The organism is Brotaphodocola sp., assembly GCF_050873065.1.
GTDB lineage: Bacteria > Bacillota > Clostridia > Lachnospirales > Lachnospiraceae > Brotaphodocola.
Genome location: NZ_JBNMIC010000001.1, coordinates 147421 through 166766 on the forward strand (window position 1 = coordinate 147421; position 19346 = coordinate 166766).

General features: G+C 48.4%; 13 protein-coding genes. 9 read left to right on the forward strand and 4 right to left on the reverse strand.

What is annotated here, in order from left to right:
- Window positions 1–24 precede the first annotated feature (24 nt).
- The 6 genes from prfA to glmM all read left to right on the forward strand — a co-directional run bounded on the left by prfA (window position 25) and on the right by glmM (window position 6598).
- A complete protein-coding gene (prfA, locus tag ACR0QE_RS00670; protein WP_432626456.1) occupies window positions 25–1101 on the forward strand; it encodes a peptide chain release factor 1 in 1077 nt (358 codons plus the stop codon).
- Window positions 1088–1939, forward strand: coding sequence for a class B sortase (locus ACR0QE_RS00675; protein WP_432626457.1), 852 nt, complete (start codon window positions 1088–1090; stop codon window positions 1937–1939). The genes prfA and ACR0QE_RS00675 overlap by 14 nt, the downstream gene beginning before the upstream one ends.
- Window positions 1940–2194: 255 nt before the next feature.
- Window positions 2195–3097 (forward strand): glucose-1-phosphate thymidylyltransferase RfbA, encoded by a 903-nt coding sequence (rfbA, locus tag ACR0QE_RS00680; protein WP_432626458.1) that lies wholly within the window; start codon window positions 2195–2197, stop codon window positions 3095–3097.
- A gap of 125 nt (window positions 3098–3222) precedes the next feature.
- Window positions 3223–4245 (forward strand): dTDP-glucose 4,6-dehydratase, encoded by a 1023-nt coding sequence (rfbB, locus tag ACR0QE_RS00685; RefSeq protein ID WP_432626459.1) that lies wholly within the window; start codon window positions 3223–3225, stop codon window positions 4243–4245.
- 43 nt (window positions 4246–4288) lie between these two features.
- Window positions 4289–5137: a dTDP-4-dehydrorhamnose reductase gene (gene rfbD / locus ACR0QE_RS00690; protein ID WP_432626460.1), complete on the forward strand. Its 849-nt coding sequence runs from the start codon at window positions 4289–4291 to the stop codon at window positions 5135–5137.
- 90 nt (window positions 5138–5227) lie between these two features.
- The gene (gene glmM, locus ACR0QE_RS00695) at window positions 5228–6598 is read left to right on the forward strand and encodes a phosphoglucosamine mutase (RefSeq protein ID WP_432626461.1); all 1371 of its coding nucleotides are present in this window, start codon (window positions 5228–5230) and stop codon (window positions 6596–6598) included.
- Between the two features lie 122 nt (window positions 6599–6720).
- On the opposite strand, the gene ACR0QE_RS00700 is transcribed toward glmM, so the two are convergent.
- The 3 genes from ACR0QE_RS00700 to ACR0QE_RS00710 form a co-directional block, all read right to left on the reverse strand.
- The gene (locus ACR0QE_RS00700) at window positions 6721–8112 is read right to left on the reverse strand and encodes an alanine/glycine:cation symporter family protein (RefSeq protein ID WP_432626462.1); all 1392 of its coding nucleotides are present in this window, start codon (window positions 8110–8112) and stop codon (window positions 6721–6723) included.
- Between the two features lie 214 nt (window positions 8113–8326).
- The gene (locus ACR0QE_RS00705; RefSeq protein WP_432626463.1) at window positions 8327–9148 is read right to left on the reverse strand and encodes a tyrosine-type recombinase/integrase; all 822 of its coding nucleotides are present in this window, start codon (window positions 9146–9148) and stop codon (window positions 8327–8329) included.
- Between the two features lie 369 nt (window positions 9149–9517).
- Window positions 9518–11293 carry a hypothetical protein gene (locus tag ACR0QE_RS00710; RefSeq protein ID WP_432626464.1) on the reverse strand — a complete coding sequence of 592 codons (1776 nt, stop codon included), beginning with the start codon at window positions 11291–11293 and terminating at the stop codon, window positions 9518–9520.
- A gap of 452 nt (window positions 11294–11745) precedes the next feature.
- Here ACR0QE_RS00710 and ACR0QE_RS00715 point away from each other — a divergent pair, with 452 nt between their 5' ends.
- Window positions 11746–13542, forward strand: a complete 1797-nt coding sequence (locus tag ACR0QE_RS00715; protein WP_432626465.1) for a phosphotransferase — start codon at window positions 11746–11748, stop codon at window positions 13540–13542.
- Between the two features lie 164 nt (window positions 13543–13706).
- A complete protein-coding gene (locus ACR0QE_RS00720) occupies window positions 13707–14903 on the forward strand; it encodes a cell wall-binding protein (protein ID WP_432626466.1) in 1197 nt (398 codons plus the stop codon).
- A 226-nt stretch (window positions 14904–15129) separates the two neighbouring features.
- Here ACR0QE_RS00720 and leuA read toward each other — a convergent pair whose 3' ends face one another.
- Window positions 15130–16803: a 2-isopropylmalate synthase gene (gene leuA / locus ACR0QE_RS00725; RefSeq protein ID WP_432626467.1), complete on the reverse strand. Its 1674-nt coding sequence runs from the start codon at window positions 16801–16803 to the stop codon at window positions 15130–15132.
- 600 nt (window positions 16804–17403) lie between these two features.
- On the opposite strand from leuA, the gene ACR0QE_RS00730 reads away from it, so the two are divergent.
- Entirely contained in the window at window positions 17404–19125 is a 1722-nt protein-coding gene (locus ACR0QE_RS00730; RefSeq protein WP_432626468.1) for a cell wall-binding protein, read from the forward strand.
- Window positions 19126–19346 lie beyond the last annotated feature (221 nt).

The window sequence follows — 19346 nt, forward strand, 5'->3', positions numbered from 1 at the left end:
TTTATAAAAAAATAGGAGGATTTCATGTTCGATAAGTTAGAAGATATTCTGATTCACTATGAAGAGGTTATGCAGGAGTTAAATGAGCCGAATGTCACCGAGAATCAGACTCGTTTCCGCAAACTGATGAAGGAGCAGGCTGATCTGGCTCCGCTTGTTGAGGCTTATCAGGAGTATAAGAAGGCAAAGCAGGATATTGAGGACAGCCTGATGCTTCTCGAGGAGGAGAAGGATGAGGAGATGCGTGAGATGGTGAAGGAGGAGCTCTCCGATGCCAGAAAGCGCGTTGAGGAGTTAGAGCGTGAGTTAAAGATTCTGCTTCTCCCGAAGGATCCGAATGATGACAAGAACATCATCCTTGAGATCCGTGCAGGTGCAGGCGGAGATGAGGCTGCTCTGTTTGCATCCGAGCTTTACAGAATGTATGTGAACTATGCAGAGAGCCAGAAGTGGAAGGTTGAAATCATCAGCCTGAATGAGAACGGAATCGGCGGATTCAAGGAAGTTGTGGCAATGATCACCGGAAAGGGTGCTTACTCCAAGATGAAGTACGAGAGTGGTGTTCATCGTGTACAGCGTGTTCCGGAGACTGAGTCTGGCGGACGTATCCACACTTCCACAGCGACGGTTGCAGTTATGCCGGAGGCAGAGGATGTCGATGTACAGATCGATATGAATGATTGCCGTATCGATGTTATGCGTGCATCCGGAAACGGTGGACAGTGCGTCAATACAACCGACTCAGCAGTTCGTCTGACCCATATCCCGACCGGTATCGTAATTTACAGCCAGACAGAGAAATCCCAGCTTCAGAATAAGGAGAAGGCATTCCGTCTGCTTCGTTCCAAGCTGTATGACATCGAGATGGAGAAGAAGGCAAATGCAGAGGCAGCAGAGCGCCGCAGCCAGATCGGAACAGGTGACCGTTCGGAGAAGATCCGTACTTACAACTTCCCGCAGGGCCGTGTGACCGACCACAGAATCAACCTGACATTGTACAAGTTGGATAAGATTATGAACGGTGACATTCAGGAAATCATTGATGCCTGCATCGCGGCAGATCAGGCTGCAAAACTGGCAAAGATGAATGAGGAAGCATAATCAGCCATACAAGCTGCTGCTGGCTTTTCTGGTGCTTGCAATGCTTGGGAGCGGGGCTGTGCTTGTCCGGGAATGGTATCCGGCATTTGTGCAGTACCGCCTCGACAGGCAGCTCTCTGCGATTGCTTTTCGCGGGGAGTCAGGAGAGAGTGGAGCAAATGGTCAGCAGGAAAATCAGGCACAGGATTTGAGTGATGAAGAATCCGGGCAGGGGGAAGGGTATGTTTCTCCGATTGATTTTTCTGCACTTAAGAAGCAGAACCCGGATACCGTCGCCTGGCTGAGCATCGCAGGTGCGCAAAAGAGCGGGACAGATTTAGAATATCCGATTGTTCAGGCGAAAGATAATGAGGTATATCTGAAGACGTCTTTTGACGGAAAGAAGAGTGTGTACGGGGCGATTTTTCTCGACGCGGAGAGTCAGCCGGATTTTCGCGGGCGCAACAACCTGATTTACGGACATCACATGAAAGATGGAACGATGTTCGGAAACCTTGAGCGTTTCCGGAAGGAAGATTTTTTCATGGAGCATGACCGGTTTGTACTTTACACTCCGCAGAGAACGATTTATCTGAGAGCGGTTGCCTGCTACTCGATCAGAAATGAGGATGAGGGCGAGGAGATCCGCCAGATGCAGTTTGCCGGTCAGGAGGAGTTTGACGAGTGGGTCAGAGAGCGTCTCGCTCCGTGCAGGTTTGCGGAAATTCCAAAGGAGTCTGTCGCGTCAGTTTTTGCGTTTGTGACGTGCAGTTATGACAGACCGGATTCCCGCACGATTCTCTATGCGCTCGAGACAGATGAGAATGGGGAGATCCTGTTTACAGGTGGAAAATCGTGACTGTACACGGGATAAACTCCGTTACTGTTTGAGAAACGCGTAAACGGGAATGAATTCCTGCGTTGAATTCACAGGGTTTGTATGGTATATTACAAATAAATAAAAATGTGTAACATTCCAGTTGCAATTTGGCAGATTTGCGCAGAATATATAGGTAAGATGTGTAAAGCATGCGCAGGATATGATGGATGCATGGCATTTTAGCGTGTGGTCTGCGAGTATGGCGGCTGGTAGCAAAATTAAAGGAGATTGCTTATGAAGGGTATTATTCTGGCAGGTGGTTCAGGCACACGTCTGTATCCGCTGACAAAGGTAACATCAAAACAGTTGCTTCCCATTTATGATAAACCGATGATTTATTATCCGCTGTCCGTTCTGATGAATGCGGGAATCCGTGACATTCTGATCATCTCGACACCGGATGACACGCCGCGTTTTGAGGCGCTGCTCGGTGATGGACATCAGTTTGGCGTGAATCTTCAGTATGCGGTACAGCCGTCACCGGACGGACTTGCACAGGCATTCATTATCGGTGCAGATTTCATCGGCGGAGATTCTGTTGCAATGATTCTCGGCGACAATATCTTCCACGGTCAGGGACTCAAGAAGAGACTGCGCGCAGCGGCAGATCGTGCGGAGAAAGAGGGCGGAGCAACCGTATTTGGTTACTATGTCGACGATCCGGAGCGTTTCGGTATCGTGGAGTTTGATGCTTCCGGAAAGGCTGTATCGATTGAGGAGAAGCCGGAGCATCCGAAGTCCAACTACTGTGTAACAGGTCTGTATTTCTACGACAATCGCGTTGTGGAGTACGCAAAGAACTTAAAGCCGTCTGCCCGCGGAGAGCTTGAGATCACGGATCTGAACCGGATTTATCTGGAAAACGGAGATCTCGATGTGATTCTTCTCGGACAGGGATTCACCTGGCTGGATACCGGAACCCATGAGTCTCTTGTCGAGGCGACGAATTTCGTAAAGACGATCGAGACTCACCAGCACCGCAAGATTGCATGTCTGGAGGAGATCGCTTACTTAAATGGCTGGATCAGCCGTGAGGAAGTTATGGAGGCATATGAGGTTCTGAAGAAGAATCAGTACGGCCGCTACCTCAAGGATGTTCTGGACGGAAAGTACATCGACAAGATTCACAACATCTAAGATTATACAAAAATTCAGAGCGTTTTCTTTTCCTATTGTCAGATAGGGAGGACGTCTGTTCTGGGTTATAACGATGGCTGCCGGTGAAAGGGCAGTCACAAAAAAGAAAAGAGAGGGCAGTTATTATGAAAATCATCGTAACAGGTGGAGCCGGATTTATTGGCGGAAATTTTGTTCACTATATGGTAGAAAAGTATCCGGAGGATCAGATCATCAATCTCGACGCTCTGACTTACGCAGGAAATTTAGAGACCCTGAAGCCGGTTGAGAATAAGCCGAATTACAAGTTTGTTCGTGGAGACATCGCAGACCGCAAGTTCATCTTTGATCTGTTTGAAAAAGAGAAACCGGATGTAGTCATCAACTTCGCTGCTGAGAGCCATGTAGACCGTTCCATCACCGATCCGGACATCTTTGTACGCACGAATGTAATGGGAACCACAACGCTTCTCGATGCCAGCCGTGAGTTCGGAATCAAGCGTTTCCATCAGGTTTCCACCGATGAGGTGTACGGTGATCTTCCGCTTGACCGCCCGGATCTCTTCTTCACCGAGGATACCCCGCTTCACACTTCCAGCCCGTACTCTTCTTCCAAGGCAAGTGCAGATCTGTTCGTAATGGCATACCACCGCACGTTCGGAATCCCGGTATCGATCTCCCGTTGTTCCAACAACTACGGCCCGTACCAGTTCCCGGAGAAGCTGATTCCGCTGATGATCAGCCGTGCGCTTGCAGATGAGGAGCTTCCGGTATACGGAAACGGTGCAAATGTCCGCGACTGGCTCCATGTAAAGGATCACTGCCAGGCAATCGATCTGATCGTCCGCAAGGGCGCTGACGGTTGTGTATACAACATCGGCGGACACAACGAGCGCACAAACCTTGAGGTTGTAAAGACGGTTCTGCGCGCATTAGACAAGCCGGAGAGCCTGATCAAGTATGTAAAAGACCGTCCGGGCCATGACCGCCGTTATGCAATTGATCCGAAGAAACTCGAGACGGAGCTTGGCTGGAAGCCGGAGTACAACTTCGACACCGGAATGAAGCAGACGATCCAGTGGTATCTCGACAACAAGGAGTGGTGGGAGCACATCATCAGCGGTGAGTACAGCAACTATTTCGAGAAGATGTACGGAGACAGACTGTAAATAGAGCAGATCAGAGATCTTGATGAAAAACGGAGGCAGTGACATGAAGGTATTGGTCACAGGTGCAAAGGGACAGCTCGGCACCGACCTGATGAATGAACTGGAAAAGCGCGGAATCGAGAGCATTGGTGTGGATGTTCAGGAGATGGATATTACAGACCGAGAGGCATGTATGCGCGTGATTTCCGAGTCGAAGGCAGACGCAGTGATCCACTGCGCTGCATATACTGCGGTAGATGCAGCAGAAGACAATGTGGATCTTTGCCGGAAAATCAATGGAGAGGGAACCCGCAATGTTGCACTTGCATGTCAGGCGACCGGAGCGAAGTTAATGTATATCAGCACGGACTATGTGTTTGATGGTCAGGGCACCCGCCCGTGGGAACCGGATGATTCCCGCAGTCCGTTAAACGTATACGGCCAGACAAAGTACGAGGGTGAGCTTGCTGTTGAGGAACTTGTGGAGAAGTTCTTCACCGTCCGCATTGCGTGGGTGTTCGGTGTTGCGGGAAAGAACTTTATCAAGACAATGCTTCGTCTCGGCAAGGAGCGCGGGGCAGTCAGTGTTGTCGACGATCAGGTCGGCTCTCCGACTTACACCTACGATCTGGCAAGACTTCTCGTCGACATGATCCAGACAGACCGTTACGGACGTTACCATGCGACAAATGAGGGATTTTGCAGCTGGTATGAGTTTGCCTGTGAGATCTTCCGTCAGGCAGGTATGGACGAGGTGAAGGTGACGCCGGTTTCTAGCGATCAGTTTCCGGTCAAGGCAGTGCGCCCGGCAAACAGCCGCATGAGCAAGGCAAAACTGACAGAAAATGGATTTGAGCCACTCCCGACATGGCAGGATGCTCTTGGACGTTTCCTGAAAGAGATCGAGTATTAATCAAGTACGAAGTAAGGATTGAATGAAGGAGTGGGATCGGGCACGGAGCAAGAATCCGTGTCTGAGAACGGAAAGAGCAGGACAGAATTTATGGGAAAATATTTTGGAACAGATGGATTTCGCGGTGAGGCAAATGTCAATCTGACGGTTGAACACGCTTATCAGGTAGGACGTTTCCTTGGCTGGTACTATGGACAGACTGCAAAGAAGACCCCGGAGAATCCGGAGGGACGATGCAGAGTTGTGATCGGAAAGGACACGAGACGCAGCAGCTACATGTTTGAGTATGCTCTGGCTTCCGGTCTGACGGCTTCCGGAGCAGACGCTTATCTGCTTCATGTGACGACGACCCCGAGTGTCTCCTATGTTGTACGCACGGAAGGATTTGACTGCGGAATCATGATTTCTGCAAGCCACAATCCATTCTATGACAATGGAATCAAAGTCATCAACGGACGCGGCGAGAAGCTTGAGGAACAAGTTATCGAGAAGATCGAGGCATATCTCGATGGAGAGGCAGGCGAGATCCCGTTTGCACTGCGCGAGAATATCGGTCGCACCGTCGATTATGCGGCAGGACGCAACCGCTATATCGGTTACCTGATCTCGATTGCGACCCGTTCCTTCAAGGGCAAGAAAGTCGCACTCGACTGCTCAAACGGAAGCGCATCTGCGATTGCAAAGAATGTCTTTGATGCACTCGGCGCGGAGACTTATGTGATCAACAATACGCCGAACGGAGTAAATATCAATACGGACTGCGGTTCAACACACATCCATGTGCTTCAGGAGTATGTGAAGAAGACCGGATGCGACGTGGGATTTGCTTACGATGGAGATGCAGACCGCTGTATCGCCGTGGATGAGAACGGAAATGAGATCAACGGCGATCTGATCCTGTACATCTGTGGAAAGTACATGAAGGAGAACGGTTCTCTCTTCCACAATACGGTTGTGACGACGGTGATGTCAAACTTTGGTCTCTACAAGGCATTTGACCGCGAGGGAATTTCCTATGAGAAGACGAAAGTCGGAGACAAGTATGTCTACGAAAATATGGCTCAGTACGGCAACTGCCTCGGCGGAGAGCAGTCCGGCCACATTATTTTCAGCAAGCATGCGACAACCGGAGATGGCATTCTGACTTCGCTGAAAGTCATGGAAGTCATTCTTGAGAAGAAGGAGACGCTTGGCCGTCTTGCCTCTGAGGTTGAGATCTTCCCGCAGGTACTCAAGAACGTGCGTGTGCATGATAAACAGCAGGCACAGGATGATCCGAAGGTACAGGAGGAGGTCGCAAAGGTTGCCGATGCACTCGGAAGTGACGGACGCATCCTGCTTCGCCAGTCCGGTACCGAGCCGGTTGTCCGCGTCATGGTTGAGGCTTCAAGCGAGGAACTCTGCGAGAAATATGTGGATCAGGTGATCGATGTGATGAAAGCGCAGGGTCATCTGCTGTAGGCTGAAAATGGGAGAAATCCTCATGGCAGTTTCATAATTGCCGGAATGTGGATAAAGAAAAAATAAGAACCTCTCGGTTCTTTGAGAAGATGAATTCTCAGAGGATCGAGAGGTTCTTTGCATTATTGCGTTATTTTACTGTTGCTTTCGTACTGTCTCAACAGTGTCAGGGCCTCTCTTGACATCGGATATAGGATTGCGATGTTAAAGAGCGTCATCAGACCGATGCCGACATCGCCGAGATCCCAGACAACCGTATATTTTTGAAGTCCGCCGATGAAGAGCATGATCAGTGCGAGCACTTTGTAGGCGGTCTGGAAGCACCAGCGGTTTCCAAACAGGTAGGAGACGTTGGAGCGCGCGTAGAACAGGATTCCGATAAATGTCGAAAAACTGAACAGTGCGAGCGTCAGCGCGATGAAGATCACTCCGGTATTTCCGAGGTGGTACTGCATCGCAGTCTGGAGCAGATCCATTCCGGTTAATCCGGCAGTCAGTTCCTCCGGTGCGAGAAGCATAATCATTGCGGTACAGCTGCAGATCACGATTGTGTCGATCAGGACGCCGAGCGCCTGTGTAAGTCCTGTGCGTACCGGGTCATTTCCCTGTGCGGCGGCAGCAGCGCAAGGAGCGGAACCGGAACCTGCCTCGTTCGAGAAAAGACCGCGCTTGACTCCATTCATCAATACGGCACCGAAGCCGCCGGATACTGCCTGACGAAGCCCAAATGCTTCCGAAAAGATGCGTGAGAAGACTGAGGGAAGAAGCGTCAGGTTGCGGGCGATGATAAAGAGCGTGAGTACAAAAAATCCGCCCGCCATAATCGGAACGAGGATGTCGAGGAGCTTGACTGTGGCATTTTTCTGAAGTACGATGACCGCGGACAAAACAACCAGAATGACAGTCGTCGTGAGCGGTGGAATCTGAAAGGCATTCTCAAATGCGGAGCTCACGGAATTGCTGATGACCTGGCTGATGCCGCACCAGCAGATCAGACCGGAGATTGCAAACAGACAGGCGATCACGGAGTGGGATTTTGCTCTGCCGGTTTTCTCTTCCACAAAATGGTGGATGTAGTAGGCAGGTCCGCCGTGGTAACCGCCGTAGAGAGGATCAGGCTCCTTGTATTTCTGGGCGAGGACTGCCTCGACAAATGCGGTCGAGGAGCCGATCAGAGCAGTTATCCACATCCAGAAGACTGCACCGGCCCCGCCGAGGGAGACGGCAGCGACAACACCGACGAGATTTCCCATGCCGACGCGGGTGGCAGTGGAGATGATCAGCGTCTGGAGCGAGGAGAGGCTGTCGGTATGCTCCTTTTTCTCACGAAGAGCGCGTATCATGTCCGGAAACAGGCGGATTGGGAGAAGACGGGTGCGAATTGTGAAGTAGATTCCGGCAGGAATCAGAAGTAAAAGCATCAGGGAGATTCCGATCGAGCTGCCGTGCAGCGGAATTGTAAACAGATCTCCCCATAAAAATGAGTAAACGGTTTCAATTAGGTGTATCATCAATGAGAAATCGTTCCTTTCTTGAGATTTTTGTAGTCCGGCTTTCCACTTCGTTTTGCAGTGAGGATGATTTATCACACAAATTTCATCACATAAAGTTCTTTTAGGCAAATCTGTGAAAAAATTAGGTAAAACCGGACGTTTGCTATTATATCGGGTTCCTGCATGTTTGTAAATTGACAATTCCTGCAAGTTTTAATGACAACAGAGGACAGAGTTACCAGTCAACGACCTGATTGACGATTGTCTGCTGCTCAGTGCTGGTCTTTCTTAAATAAATGCGGGTTGTCTCAATACTTTCATGTCCCATGAGATCTGCAAGCATGGAGAGATCGTTGTATCGATCGAGAAAACTCTTTGCAAAGCGGTGGCGGAACGAATGGGGATAGATGACGTTGGGGTTTAAGCCATATTGGATGGCATAATGTTTGAGCTGTCCAGCGATACCGCGAGACGTCATTTTTTTACCGTATTTATTTATGAAAAGAAAACCACTTGTATGGTTGCTGGTTTTCATCCAGTCGAGAGTTTCTCTCTGAAGGGCAGATGGAATATAAATTCGGCGCAGTTTTCCACCTTTGGAATAGAGATCGAGGTAGCCGATACGTACATGTTCTGCTTTGATCTGCAGAAGTTCACTGATTCTTGCGCCGGTGGCGGCGAGAAAACGAACGACGAAATACCAATAGAAATTGCCATCCTGTTTCAGGCAATTCTTGAAGTAGAGATAATCCGCCTCGCTGATCACATTTTCGAGAAAAGGTTTCTGTTGCGTGCGGACGGAAGATAATTTCCAGTTTTCTCTGTGAAGATATTCGAGGTAACAGTTGATGGCGCGGATTCGTAAATTTACAGTCTGTGGTTTGTAGTGATCCATCAGAAAGACCTTGTAATCGCGCAGGTTTTGGACCGTTAAAGTAGAATAGTGCTCAAAAAATTGCTTGTGAGCAAACAGATAAGATGTGATGGTGCTCTGAGACAAATTGCGTGATTTCAGATAGATTTCGTATGAGTCTACCTCCTCAATTTCATTTTTCATAATACATTTCTGATACATTCTCTTTCCCCCCAAAAAGTATGATTGATAAAAATTTTATATCCTTGTTTGACTGCAATAAAATTTATGGTAAAAATCAAATATGTCATAACTGTTAAGCGGGCATAAAGAAAGTAGAAAGAAAAGAAAGTAATTATTGAAAAAATATATACAAATCAAAAAATAAAGACAGACTTTTCCTAAATGTACAGAAAAATAAACAAATATGAGAGATTTGTTCACTGTACAGCTATGAAAAAAGGTGCACTGTTGTGTACAGTACACCTTTTGTGATTCACGTTTTTGATATTTCAGATTCAGATGCCCTTATCATGTATATCTTTATCTGCTTGGATCAGAAAAGAATTTTGATTAATCTCTGTCGATAACGTCATCAAGAACAACCTTATTACCGTTTGTGATACCGTTCTTCCAGTTATCTTTAATGTTGTTACCAGCATCATCCGTGATAGCGGAATCGCCACTGTCAACAGAGAAGGTCTTGTTGTTGGTATACATCATAATCTGCTTGTTGTTTACATAGTAGTACCAGTCATTGCCATCCTTGGCAGCGGTCTTGTTCTTGATGATGGAACCGCTGGAGTTAACCAGATAGTATTCCTTGTCAAGAGTACCCAGAACCTTGATCGTATCGTTGTCCTTGTTCTTGCCGTCTACGCGGGTTGCCAGGTTTCTCAGAGCTGCATCGTCGATCTCCTCAACGATTGCATCGTCATCGCCGGTGTCGCCGGTTGCGTATACGACTTTGTACTTGTCATCGCTGTCAGCCTTCATCTTCAGACCGAACTTATAGATGTACTTGTCATCGTCGATACCGGTGAGACCTTTACCCTTGCTCTCCTCACCACCAGCCTTGCTGAAGGAGAAGTTGTAGGAATTGCCATCCAGGTTGATCGTGGTGGTACCGGTCTTCATTGCACCGTCGGTATCCTCGTTGTCACCGAAGTAGTACAGGGATGCGTTCGGGTTGCCGTACATCTTTGCATAATCACCGTCGCCATCCATGCAGTCATCCAGATCGTCTGCATCCATATCGCGCTCGATTACTTCTTTGATCTCGCCATCCTCTACGATCAGGGCACACAGACCGGTCAGCATGGAACCTGCCTTATCAGTGTTTTCCGGATAGAAGCCGTAGTACTTGCCCTTGATCTTTTTGATCTTGCCGGCATACAGCTCGCCGTCGCCGTCAGCGTAGTACCATCTCTCATTTTCATCGTTGGAATCGCCCTTTGCGAAGGTCTGATCGTTGTAATCCTTGAAGGTGTTATCAACGCCATCCTGCGGAGCAACTACCTTGAACCAACCCTTGGTTGCACGAGCACCGTCCTCCGGGCTGTTGAAGTATTTCCAGTTTGCGATGCTTGCAGCGCTTGCCTGACCGTTGCTTGCAAGAGCCCACTCGTAAACCATGACACCGCGCTCATCGAAAGCGTAGTGCTTACCGTTGATCTTCTTATCCTCTTTGTTTACGCGCTTTTTACCGTTGGACTGGAAGTTGAACCAGTAATCGTAGTCATCTTCCTTCTCGGTGTCGTCATCGTAAACGGTGATCTTCTGCCAACCGGTCTTTAAAGAACCATCTTCCCAGGAACCCAGGTAGTAGGTTGCGGTCTCCCAGTCGGAATCATCGCTCTTTAAGGTTGCATCATCCTCGTCGATCCAGCCGTAGAGCATCTTACCATCCTCATCGAATGCATAACGCTTTCCGTCGATGGTCTTGAAGTTTACCTTGCTACCATTGCTGGAAGCCTTGTAAGCCTTACCGGAGTTCTGCATGTAGTAATAACGATACTCAGCCGGGTCATCCTCGTCCTGATCCTCGTTTACAACCTTAACCCAGGTGTTCTTTACCATAACGCCGTTTGCATCTACATAGTAGGTATCGTCGTCATCCTCGACAATCTTGTCGGTTGCCATAGCGCCGTTCTCTTCGCTATCCAGCCAGTACCAGTTGTCTCCGGATTTCTTCCACTCGTCCTCTACGCGATTGCCGTCCTTATCGTAGTAATACCACTGTCCATCTTCCTCAACCCAGCCGGTAGCTGCGAAAGAGGTCATGGAAGCGCCGATAGCGAGCATTGCTGCTGCAGATGCAACGGCAACAATCTTAGTCTGCTTCTTCATAATGAATGCACTCTCCTTTTTCTTTCTGAAATGCTCTTAAAATTCCTTTAAAAATTGCATCACGAAGTGATTATACTTCTTGTAAGGTAAATTATCAATAGTTTTTTACATTTTTCACATTTATGTAACAAATGAACAACTATGGATATTACCGGGAAACTAACCACCTCTCCATCACAGTTCACAGTATAATACACTTTTTCCGGAAATGCTATAACAAAACCCTAAGCGTTTTCTTACGAAAATCTTACGGAAATCGAATTTTTCACGAAAATTGTATTAATATCAGTACAATCCTGTTTTTGTATAGCTTTTTTGAATTCATCGCGCTATACTGTTCATTAGTTATATGTTTTTGAATATTTTTGAACGCTCGCAGTGAATCTGTCGTGCACACAAGGACATACGTGCACAGACAACACACGGACTCTAAATAAGATGGAGGATTTTTTATGAACCGGATCGGACTCATTTGTCGCTACTTAAAAGAAAACCCACACAGCAGCCAGAGAGACCTCGCACAGAAAATGGAACTCTCTCTCGGAACGGTAAACACTTTAATTAAGGAATGCATGAATCTTCACTATATCGCAGCCGGAAAGAGCATCGCAGGAACTTATGAACTGACCGGTGAGGGCGAAGCTTTTTTGAATCAGTTCAAAGTGGACGGTGCCCTGATTCTCGCCGCCGGTTTTGGCTCCCGCTTTGTTCCGCTGACCTTCGAGACACCGAAGGGACTCCTTGAAGTCTTCGGAGAGCGCATGATTGAGCGCCAGATCCGACAGCTCCGGGAGGCCGGAGTCGAGAACATCACAATCGCTGTCGGCTACCTGAAAGAAAAGTTCGAGTACCTGATCGACAAGTACAATGTCACTCTGCTCTACAACCCGGAATATTCCTGCAAGAACACGCTGGCGACGATCTACCATGCACGCAAAGCTCTGTACGGAAAAAACATGTATATTCTTTCTTCCGACAACTGGCTTCGCGAAAATATGTTCCATCAGTATGAGTGCGGCGCCTGGTATGCTTCGACCTATATGGAGGGCAAAACTTCTGAGTGGGTTCTTTCCTATAATAAGAAAGGACGAATCACCGATGTGACAGTCGGGGGCGAAAATGCATGGGTGATGTACGGACCAGTTTACTTCTCCCGGGAATTCTCTGCTGAATTTCTCCCGGCACTTGAAAAAGAATACGAGACCCCGGGAACCGAACAGTTCTATTGGGAGAACGTCCTGATCCATCACTTTGACCGGTTCGAGATCGATATCAACCGTCAGCCTGCCAACCAGATTTACGAGTTTGAGAATCTTGAGGAACTCCGCCGATTCGATTCGCGCTATCAGACCCGCTCAAACAATGAAGCTCTTGAGCTGATCGCAAAGGTATTTGAGGTACCGGAATCAGAGATCCATGATCTGCGCTGCCTGAAATCCGGAATGACGAACAAATCTTTCCTCTTCCAGATCGACGGAAAATCCTACATCTGCCGAATTCCGGGACCGGGAACCGGACTTCTAATCAACCGCAGAGAGGAGGCGGAAGTTTACAAGACCATTCAGCCGCTCGGAATCTCTGACCGCCTGATCTACATCAGCGGGGAGACCGGTTACAAGATTTCCAGATATTACGACGGAGCCCGCAACTCGGAAGCCTTCAACTGGGATGATATCCGCGCCTGCATGAAAGTTCTCCGCCAGCTCCACGAGTCCGGTCTGAGTGTCGACCACTCCTTCGACATCCGGGAGCGGATCCTGTTTTACGAGCGCCTCTGCCTCCAGCACGGCGGAATTCCATTTGAGGACTATCAGAATGTACGCGCCCAGATGATGGAACTCCTCGATCATCTCGATATGATGAACCGACCGAAAGTCCTGTCCCACATCGATGCAAATGCCGATAACTTCCTGATTCTCGCAGACGGCTCTGTGCGCCTGATCGACTGGGAGTATGCCGGAATGTGCGATCCGCTGATTGATCTGTCCATGGCAGCAATCTACTCCTATTACAAAGAAGAGGATCTGGAAAAACTGATGGAGATCTACCTTGGAAGAAGAGCCGACAATACCGAGCGCCTCGTCGTCTACTCTTACGTCGCTCTCGGCGGATTTCTGTGGAGTCTCTGGGCTGTCTACAAAGCCGCTCTCGGAGAAGAATTCGGAGAGTACACGATCATCCAGTACCGCTACGCAAAGGCATACTACCGCAAAGTAAAGGAGCTTCTCGATACCGTTTGCTCCATATAAATCATTTTCCGTTTGTGCAATGCATAAGCAACGCATAAAACGCATAAATTGAAACAATTTTTTCGTAGTTCGTAATAAATTTGTTAGCTTTTCTTTTTTTTGTTGTGCTATAATCATTACGAGCAAAGAAGAATAAAAAATAATATAAAGGAGATGGGTTTATCATGAAGAACAAACGGCTCTTTACCGCAGCCGCAGTCGCTGGAATGATGAGTGCCATGACACTCGGCTCCGGCTTTGCAGCATACGCGGCTACCGGCTGGGCACAGTCCGGCAATGCCTATGTATATTATGATGCAGACGGCTCCCAGCACAAAGGCTGGCTGAACCTCGCAAATGGCTACTATTATCTGGATCCCACCACCGGTGCGATGACAACCGGCTGGAAACAGATCAATAACACCTGGTATTATTTCCAGTCAGACGGCGTGATGGGAAATGGTCTCGTCAACGACAATGGCAAATACTACTACATTCTGACCGACGGCACCATGCATAAAGGCTGGCTCAACATCGGTGAAGATTACTACTATTTCGGCAGCAACGGCGTGATGGTTACCGGATGGCAGCAGATGGACGGCGGCTGGTATTACTTTGCCCCGGATTCCGGAAAATGCGCGGTCAATAAGGCACAGGAAGTCAACGGAAGCTGGTACCTCTTCGGCGCAGACGGAAAGATGAAGACCGGATGGCAGCAGGTAGATGGTTACTATTTCTATTTCCATACCGACGGACGCATGCTGACCGGCTGGCTGTCTGACGGAACCAACAAATATTATATGGATCCGGCAAACGGACGCATGTCGATCGGAAGCAAGGACATCAGCGGCTACTACTACTTCTTCAACACCTCCGGACATCGTCAGACCGGATGGGTTATCCTGAGCGGTAACTACTACTACTTTGATCCGAAAGCTGACGGACGCATGGTTGCAGGTGAGTCCAAGAAGATCGACGGCACAACTTATGAGTTCGGTGCAAACGGAATCTGCACCACGACCGTATCTGTCACAAACGCTTATGATGGAACCGCTGCCCAGAACGTTTCCCACGGAACTGCAAACTCTGGCAATAACAACGGCAGCAACACTTCCGGAAGCACAACTACTACTCCGGCCGGCAGCTCTTCAAGCAACAATGACAGCAACAGCGGCCCGGGCGTATCTGGAAGCGGAAACTTAAAACAGAATACCTCCACCGGCACGACGATTACCGTTGGCGCAGGAAAGACCTCTGGCTCAAGCACCACTCCGGCCGCTACTTCCACCTCCACAACAGACAGCACGAGCACGACGACCAGTTCGAGTGCAAACGGCGGAACAAGCCTGACTCCGGGTCAGACCGGCGGTCCTCAGCCGTAAAAGTTTACAGCAGCCACTGTTTTACGGATCCATAAAAAATCCACAAAAAAAGAAACACCGGAGAGAAGAATTTCTTCTTTTCCGGTGTTTCTTTTTTATCTCTAATTTTATCTCTAAATCTGTGATCTTTCTGCATCCTGCATTACCGCTTCGTGCCGTTTTACCCACCACCTGAAAGTAGTGGGCGAAAACTTACGACAATGCAATGGCAAATAAAAGAATTTATTTATGAGAAGTACAGGCGGTTCACTGCGCTGAAAATACCACGGATCGAAGCGCGGGTGATATTGGAGCTGATGCCGACACCGTAGGTCACACGTCCGCTTACCTGATCCATCAGATGGATGTAGGAAGCTGCCTGTGCACCGGAACCAGAAGTCAGTGCGTGCTCGTTGTAGTCAAGAACCTTCATCTGAATGCCAAGTTCCTTCTCGAGACCTCTCTGAACTGCATCGATCGGGCCGTTTCCGATACCCTCGAATGTCTTCTCAATACCATGATTCGTGTAAGTAACCTTTACAAGGGTTGCATACTCGCCATTCTCCACCTCTGTATCGGTGATCTGGCACTTGCGGAAGTGCATCGGCTCTTTCTTATCAAGGTAGTTCTTCTTGAACTCATCCATGATCTGCTCCGGAGCAACCTCACCCTGCTTCTCGGAGATCTTCTGGATCACATCTGCAAACTCCTTGTGCATGCCCTTCGGCAGTTTGAATCCGTAGAACGTATCCATAACGAAGGCTACGCCACCCTTTCCGGACTGGCTGTTGATACGAACGATCGGCTCGTACTGACGACCAATATCGGACGGATCGATCGGCAGATACGGAACCTCCCAGATCTCGCCTCCGCGCTCATGCAGAGCCTGCATACCCTTGTTGATTGCATCCTGATGAGAACCGGAGAATGCGGTAAATACGAGTTTACCTGCATACGGATGTCTCGGATCGATGCTCATCTTCGTGCAGCGCTCATAAACTTCTGCGATTTCACGGATGTTTTCGATATTTAACTCCGGATTGATTCCCTGAGAGAACATGTTGTAAGCCAGAGTCAGAATATCCACATTACCGGTACGCTCACCGTTTCCGAACAGAGTTCCCTCTACACGGTCTGCGCCTGCAAGCAGTGCCAGCTCGGTAGCTGCCACGCCGGTTCCGCGGTCATTATGCGGATGTACACTCAGGATCACGCTGTCACGATCCTTGAAGTGACGATCCATCCACTCGATCTGGTCTGCGTAAACGTTCGGAGTGTTCATCTCAACGGTAGACGGCAGGTTGAAGATGATCGGCTTCTCAGGAGTTGCCTGACCCCAGGTATCCTGAACAGCGGTACATACCTCAAGTGCGTAATCCAGCTCCGTTCCTGTAAAGCTCTCCGGGGAATACTCAAGCATCAGATCTCCGTCATAGTCCTTCGCATACTTCTTGACCATGTTCGTTCCGTCGATTGCGATCTGCTTGATCTCCTCTCTGTTCTTGTGGAATACCACGTCACGCTGTAAAGTAGAGGTAGAGTTGTAAATATGGACAACTACCTTCTTGATTCCCTGAATTGCCTCAAAGGTTCTCTTGATCAGGTGCTCACGGCACTGTACCAGAACCTGCACACGAACATCATCCGGAATCATCTTACGATCAACAAGCTGACGCAGGAAATCATACTCAATCTGGGAAGCTGCCGGGAAACCGATCTCGATCTCCTTAAATCCCAGTTTTACGAGCATATTGAAGAACTCGATCTTCTCCTCAACAACCATCGGTTCGATCAGCGCCTGGTTTCCATCACGCAGGTCAACGCTGCACCATACCGGTGCCTTCTCGATCTCCTTGTTCGGCCACTGTCTCTCCGGGTAATTAACAACCGGTACTCTCTTATATCTCTTGTAATTTAACATAATCTGCTCCTCCTGCTTTTCGCTCTTTTGTCACAGCCATCTTATTTTGTCTTACATCTGGCTGTAAGTCTTATAGTCTTATCTGCTTTCTCTTTCTCAAAGCCTATGAAAGCGTCATAGGACGCGACTCCCTGAGCCTTGCAGTCGGTAAATCACGCCATAATGCTTGACAATAAAAATTGTCACTCGTTTGGGTTCAGCCCCATCGTACATCATTCCTTTTCTCATAAACTTCGGTGTCACAGCACAAACGATAAATCCCGGATGCAGACTCACACCCGGGATTTTCCGACTTCTCTGTCGCAACGTTCCTATATTTTATCACATTTTGACAGGCATGACAAGCCGTCCCCGGTGAATTTCCTGCTCCATCAGAAAAATCATTCCGAATCGTATTCCGGTTTTCATTATTGTATTCCAGTTTCCATCTTGTGCAGACCAAATCTTTTGTAAACCAGATCTTTTACAAACCGGAACAGATTTTTCCCTGCCAAGACCACCTCCGGTAATTTACCTTATCGGAAGTATAATCACTTCGTGATGCGATTTTAATAGGAATTTTAAGAGCATTTCAGAAAGAAAAAGGAGAGTGCATTCATTATGAAGAAGCAGACTAAGATCGTTGCAGTTGCATCTGCAGCAGCAATGCTTGCTATCGGCGCTTCCATGACCTCTTTCGCAGCTACTGGCTGGGTTGAGGAAGATGGACAGTGGTATTACTATGATAAAGATGGCAACAGAGTAGAGGATGAGTGGAAGAAGTCCGGAGACAACTGGTACTGGCTGGATAGCGAGGAGAACGGCGCTATGGCAACCGATAAGCTGGTTGAGGATGACGACGACACCTACTATGTAGATGCAAACGGCGTTATGGTAAAGAATACATGGGTTAAGGTAGTAAACGAGGATCAGGATGATGATGATGATCCGGCTGAGTATCGTTACTACTACATGCAGAACTCTGGTAAGGCTTACAAGGCTTCTGATAACACCAGCTCTGTAAAGTTCAAGACCATCGACGGCAAGAAGTACGCATTCGATGAGGATGGTAAGATGCTGTATGGTTGGATCAACAAGGATGATGCATCCCTGAAGACCGAGGACAGCGACTGGGAAGAGGCTACTTACTACCTGGGTTCCTGGGAGGATGGTTCTCTGAAGACTGGTTGGCAGAAAGTCAACGTTTACGATGAGGACGAGGATGACGATTACGATTACTGGTTCAACTTCAAGTCCAACGGTGAGAAGAGAGCATCCGTAGAGGATAAGAAGATCAACGGTAAGCACTATCGTTTCGATAACCGTGGTGTTATGGTTTACACCTGGGGTCTGGCAAGCGGCGCAGAGGCATCTGCTTCCTCAGCTGCTAACTGGCAGTACTTCAACAGCCCGGAGGACGGTGCTCGTGCAACCAAGGGTTGGTTCAAGGTTGTAGCTCCTATGACCGATGGTACCGACAACACCTTCAAGAACTACGGTGATGCTACTTTCGCAAAGACCAACGCAGATGATGAGTCTGAGAAGTGGTACTATGCAGATAGCGATGGCGAGCTGTACGTTGGCGCAATCAAGAAGATCAAAGGTAAGTACTACGGCTTCCGTCCGGATGACGGCAAGAAGGGTGCTGCAATGCTGACCGGTCTGTGCATCCTGCAGGTGGACAACAACGGTAACATTCAGAAGGTAATCGATGATGATATCGGTGCTGATGATGTTGACGATATCCTGGATGGCAAGTACGATGGTCAGGATTCTTGGGCAGCTGATGGTGTTAGCCTGTACTACTTCGGCAACAACGCTGATAGCGATGGTGCTCTGAAGACTGGTTCTACCACTATCTCCCTGGATGGTTCTTCTTACAACTTCTACTTCAGCAAGACCGGTGGTACCGAGGGCAAAGGTAAGGGTGTATCTGGTATCGATGATAACAAGTACATCTACATGTTCGGTTGCAAGGTTAAGGCTGATGCAGATGACAAGTACCAGCTGGTTAAGGTTACCGCTAACGAGAAGGGCTCTAAGGACATCAACGCTGACGGCGTAGCTGTAGAGAAGGTTGAGTCCGCTGACTTCAGAGGCGATGCTATCACCGGAACTTACACCAACACCGATAAGGAGTCTGTAAGCTACACTGTTCTTGATGACAAGGATCTGTACCTGGTTAACACCGCTGGTAACGTTCAGAAGAACAAGACCGCTGCTAAGGATGGCAACGACTGGTACTTCTACGTAAGCGACTACAACGCTAAGGTATACACCAACAACAAGTCTCTGAAGGCTAAAGACGGTTCTGTAACCGATTGGAAGGGTCTGGTTAAGTAATTAACCCCCATATCCATTCTGAAGCAAATCAGATGATATAGAAAACCTCTATTCACAGTTCGAGAGGACTGTGGGTAGAGGTTTTTTTTGTTGTATGATAAGGAATTGTGTCTTATCATATAACAATGCTCCGCAAGTATGCGCATTCGACGCAGGGGAAAATGGTTGTCGAAGCAACTGCGCCTTGGTTATGAACTCTGGTTTCGTGAGGTTTTGAGGCA

What these genes read in the sequence shown, in the direction of transcription:
- ACR0QE_RS00715 (WP_432626465.1), top strand. Translation starts at nt 11,746, where the DNA reads ATGAACCGGATCGGACTCATTTGTCGCTACTTAAAAGAAAACCCACAC.
- ACR0QE_RS00720 (WP_432626466.1), top strand. Translation starts at nt 13,707, where the DNA reads ATGAAGAACAAACGGCTCTTTACCGCAGCCGCAGTCGCTGGAATGATG.
- ACR0QE_RS00730 (WP_432626468.1), top strand. Translation starts at nt 17,404, where the DNA reads ATGAAGAAGCAGACTAAGATCGTTGCAGTTGCATCTGCAGCAGCAATG.
- rfbD (WP_432626460.1), top strand. Translation starts at nt 4,289, where the DNA reads ATGAAGGTATTGGTCACAGGTGCAAAGGGACAGCTCGGCACCGACCTG.
- ACR0QE_RS00710 (WP_432626464.1), bottom strand. Translation starts at nt 11,293, where the DNA reads ATGAAGAAGCAGACTAAGATTGTTGCCGTTGCATCTGCAGCAGCAATG.
- prfA (WP_432626456.1), top strand. Translation starts at nt 25, where the DNA reads ATGTTCGATAAGTTAGAAGATATTCTGATTCACTATGAAGAGGTTATG.
- leuA (WP_432626467.1), bottom strand. Translation starts at nt 16,803, where the DNA reads ATGTTAAATTACAAGAGATATAAGAGAGTACCGGTTGTTAATTACCCG.
- glmM (WP_432626461.1), top strand. Translation starts at nt 5,228, where the DNA reads ATGGGAAAATATTTTGGAACAGATGGATTTCGCGGTGAGGCAAATGTC.
- ACR0QE_RS00675 (WP_432626457.1), top strand. Translation starts at nt 1,088, where the DNA reads ATGAGGAAGCATAATCAGCCATACAAGCTGCTGCTGGCTTTTCTGGTG.
- rfbB (WP_432626459.1), top strand. Translation starts at nt 3,223, where the DNA reads ATGAAAATCATCGTAACAGGTGGAGCCGGATTTATTGGCGGAAATTTT.
- rfbA (WP_432626458.1), top strand. Translation starts at nt 2,195, where the DNA reads ATGAAGGGTATTATTCTGGCAGGTGGTTCAGGCACACGTCTGTATCCG.
- ACR0QE_RS00705 (WP_432626463.1), bottom strand. Translation starts at nt 9,148, where the DNA reads ATGAAAAATGAAATTGAGGAGGTAGACTCATACGAAATCTATCTGAAA.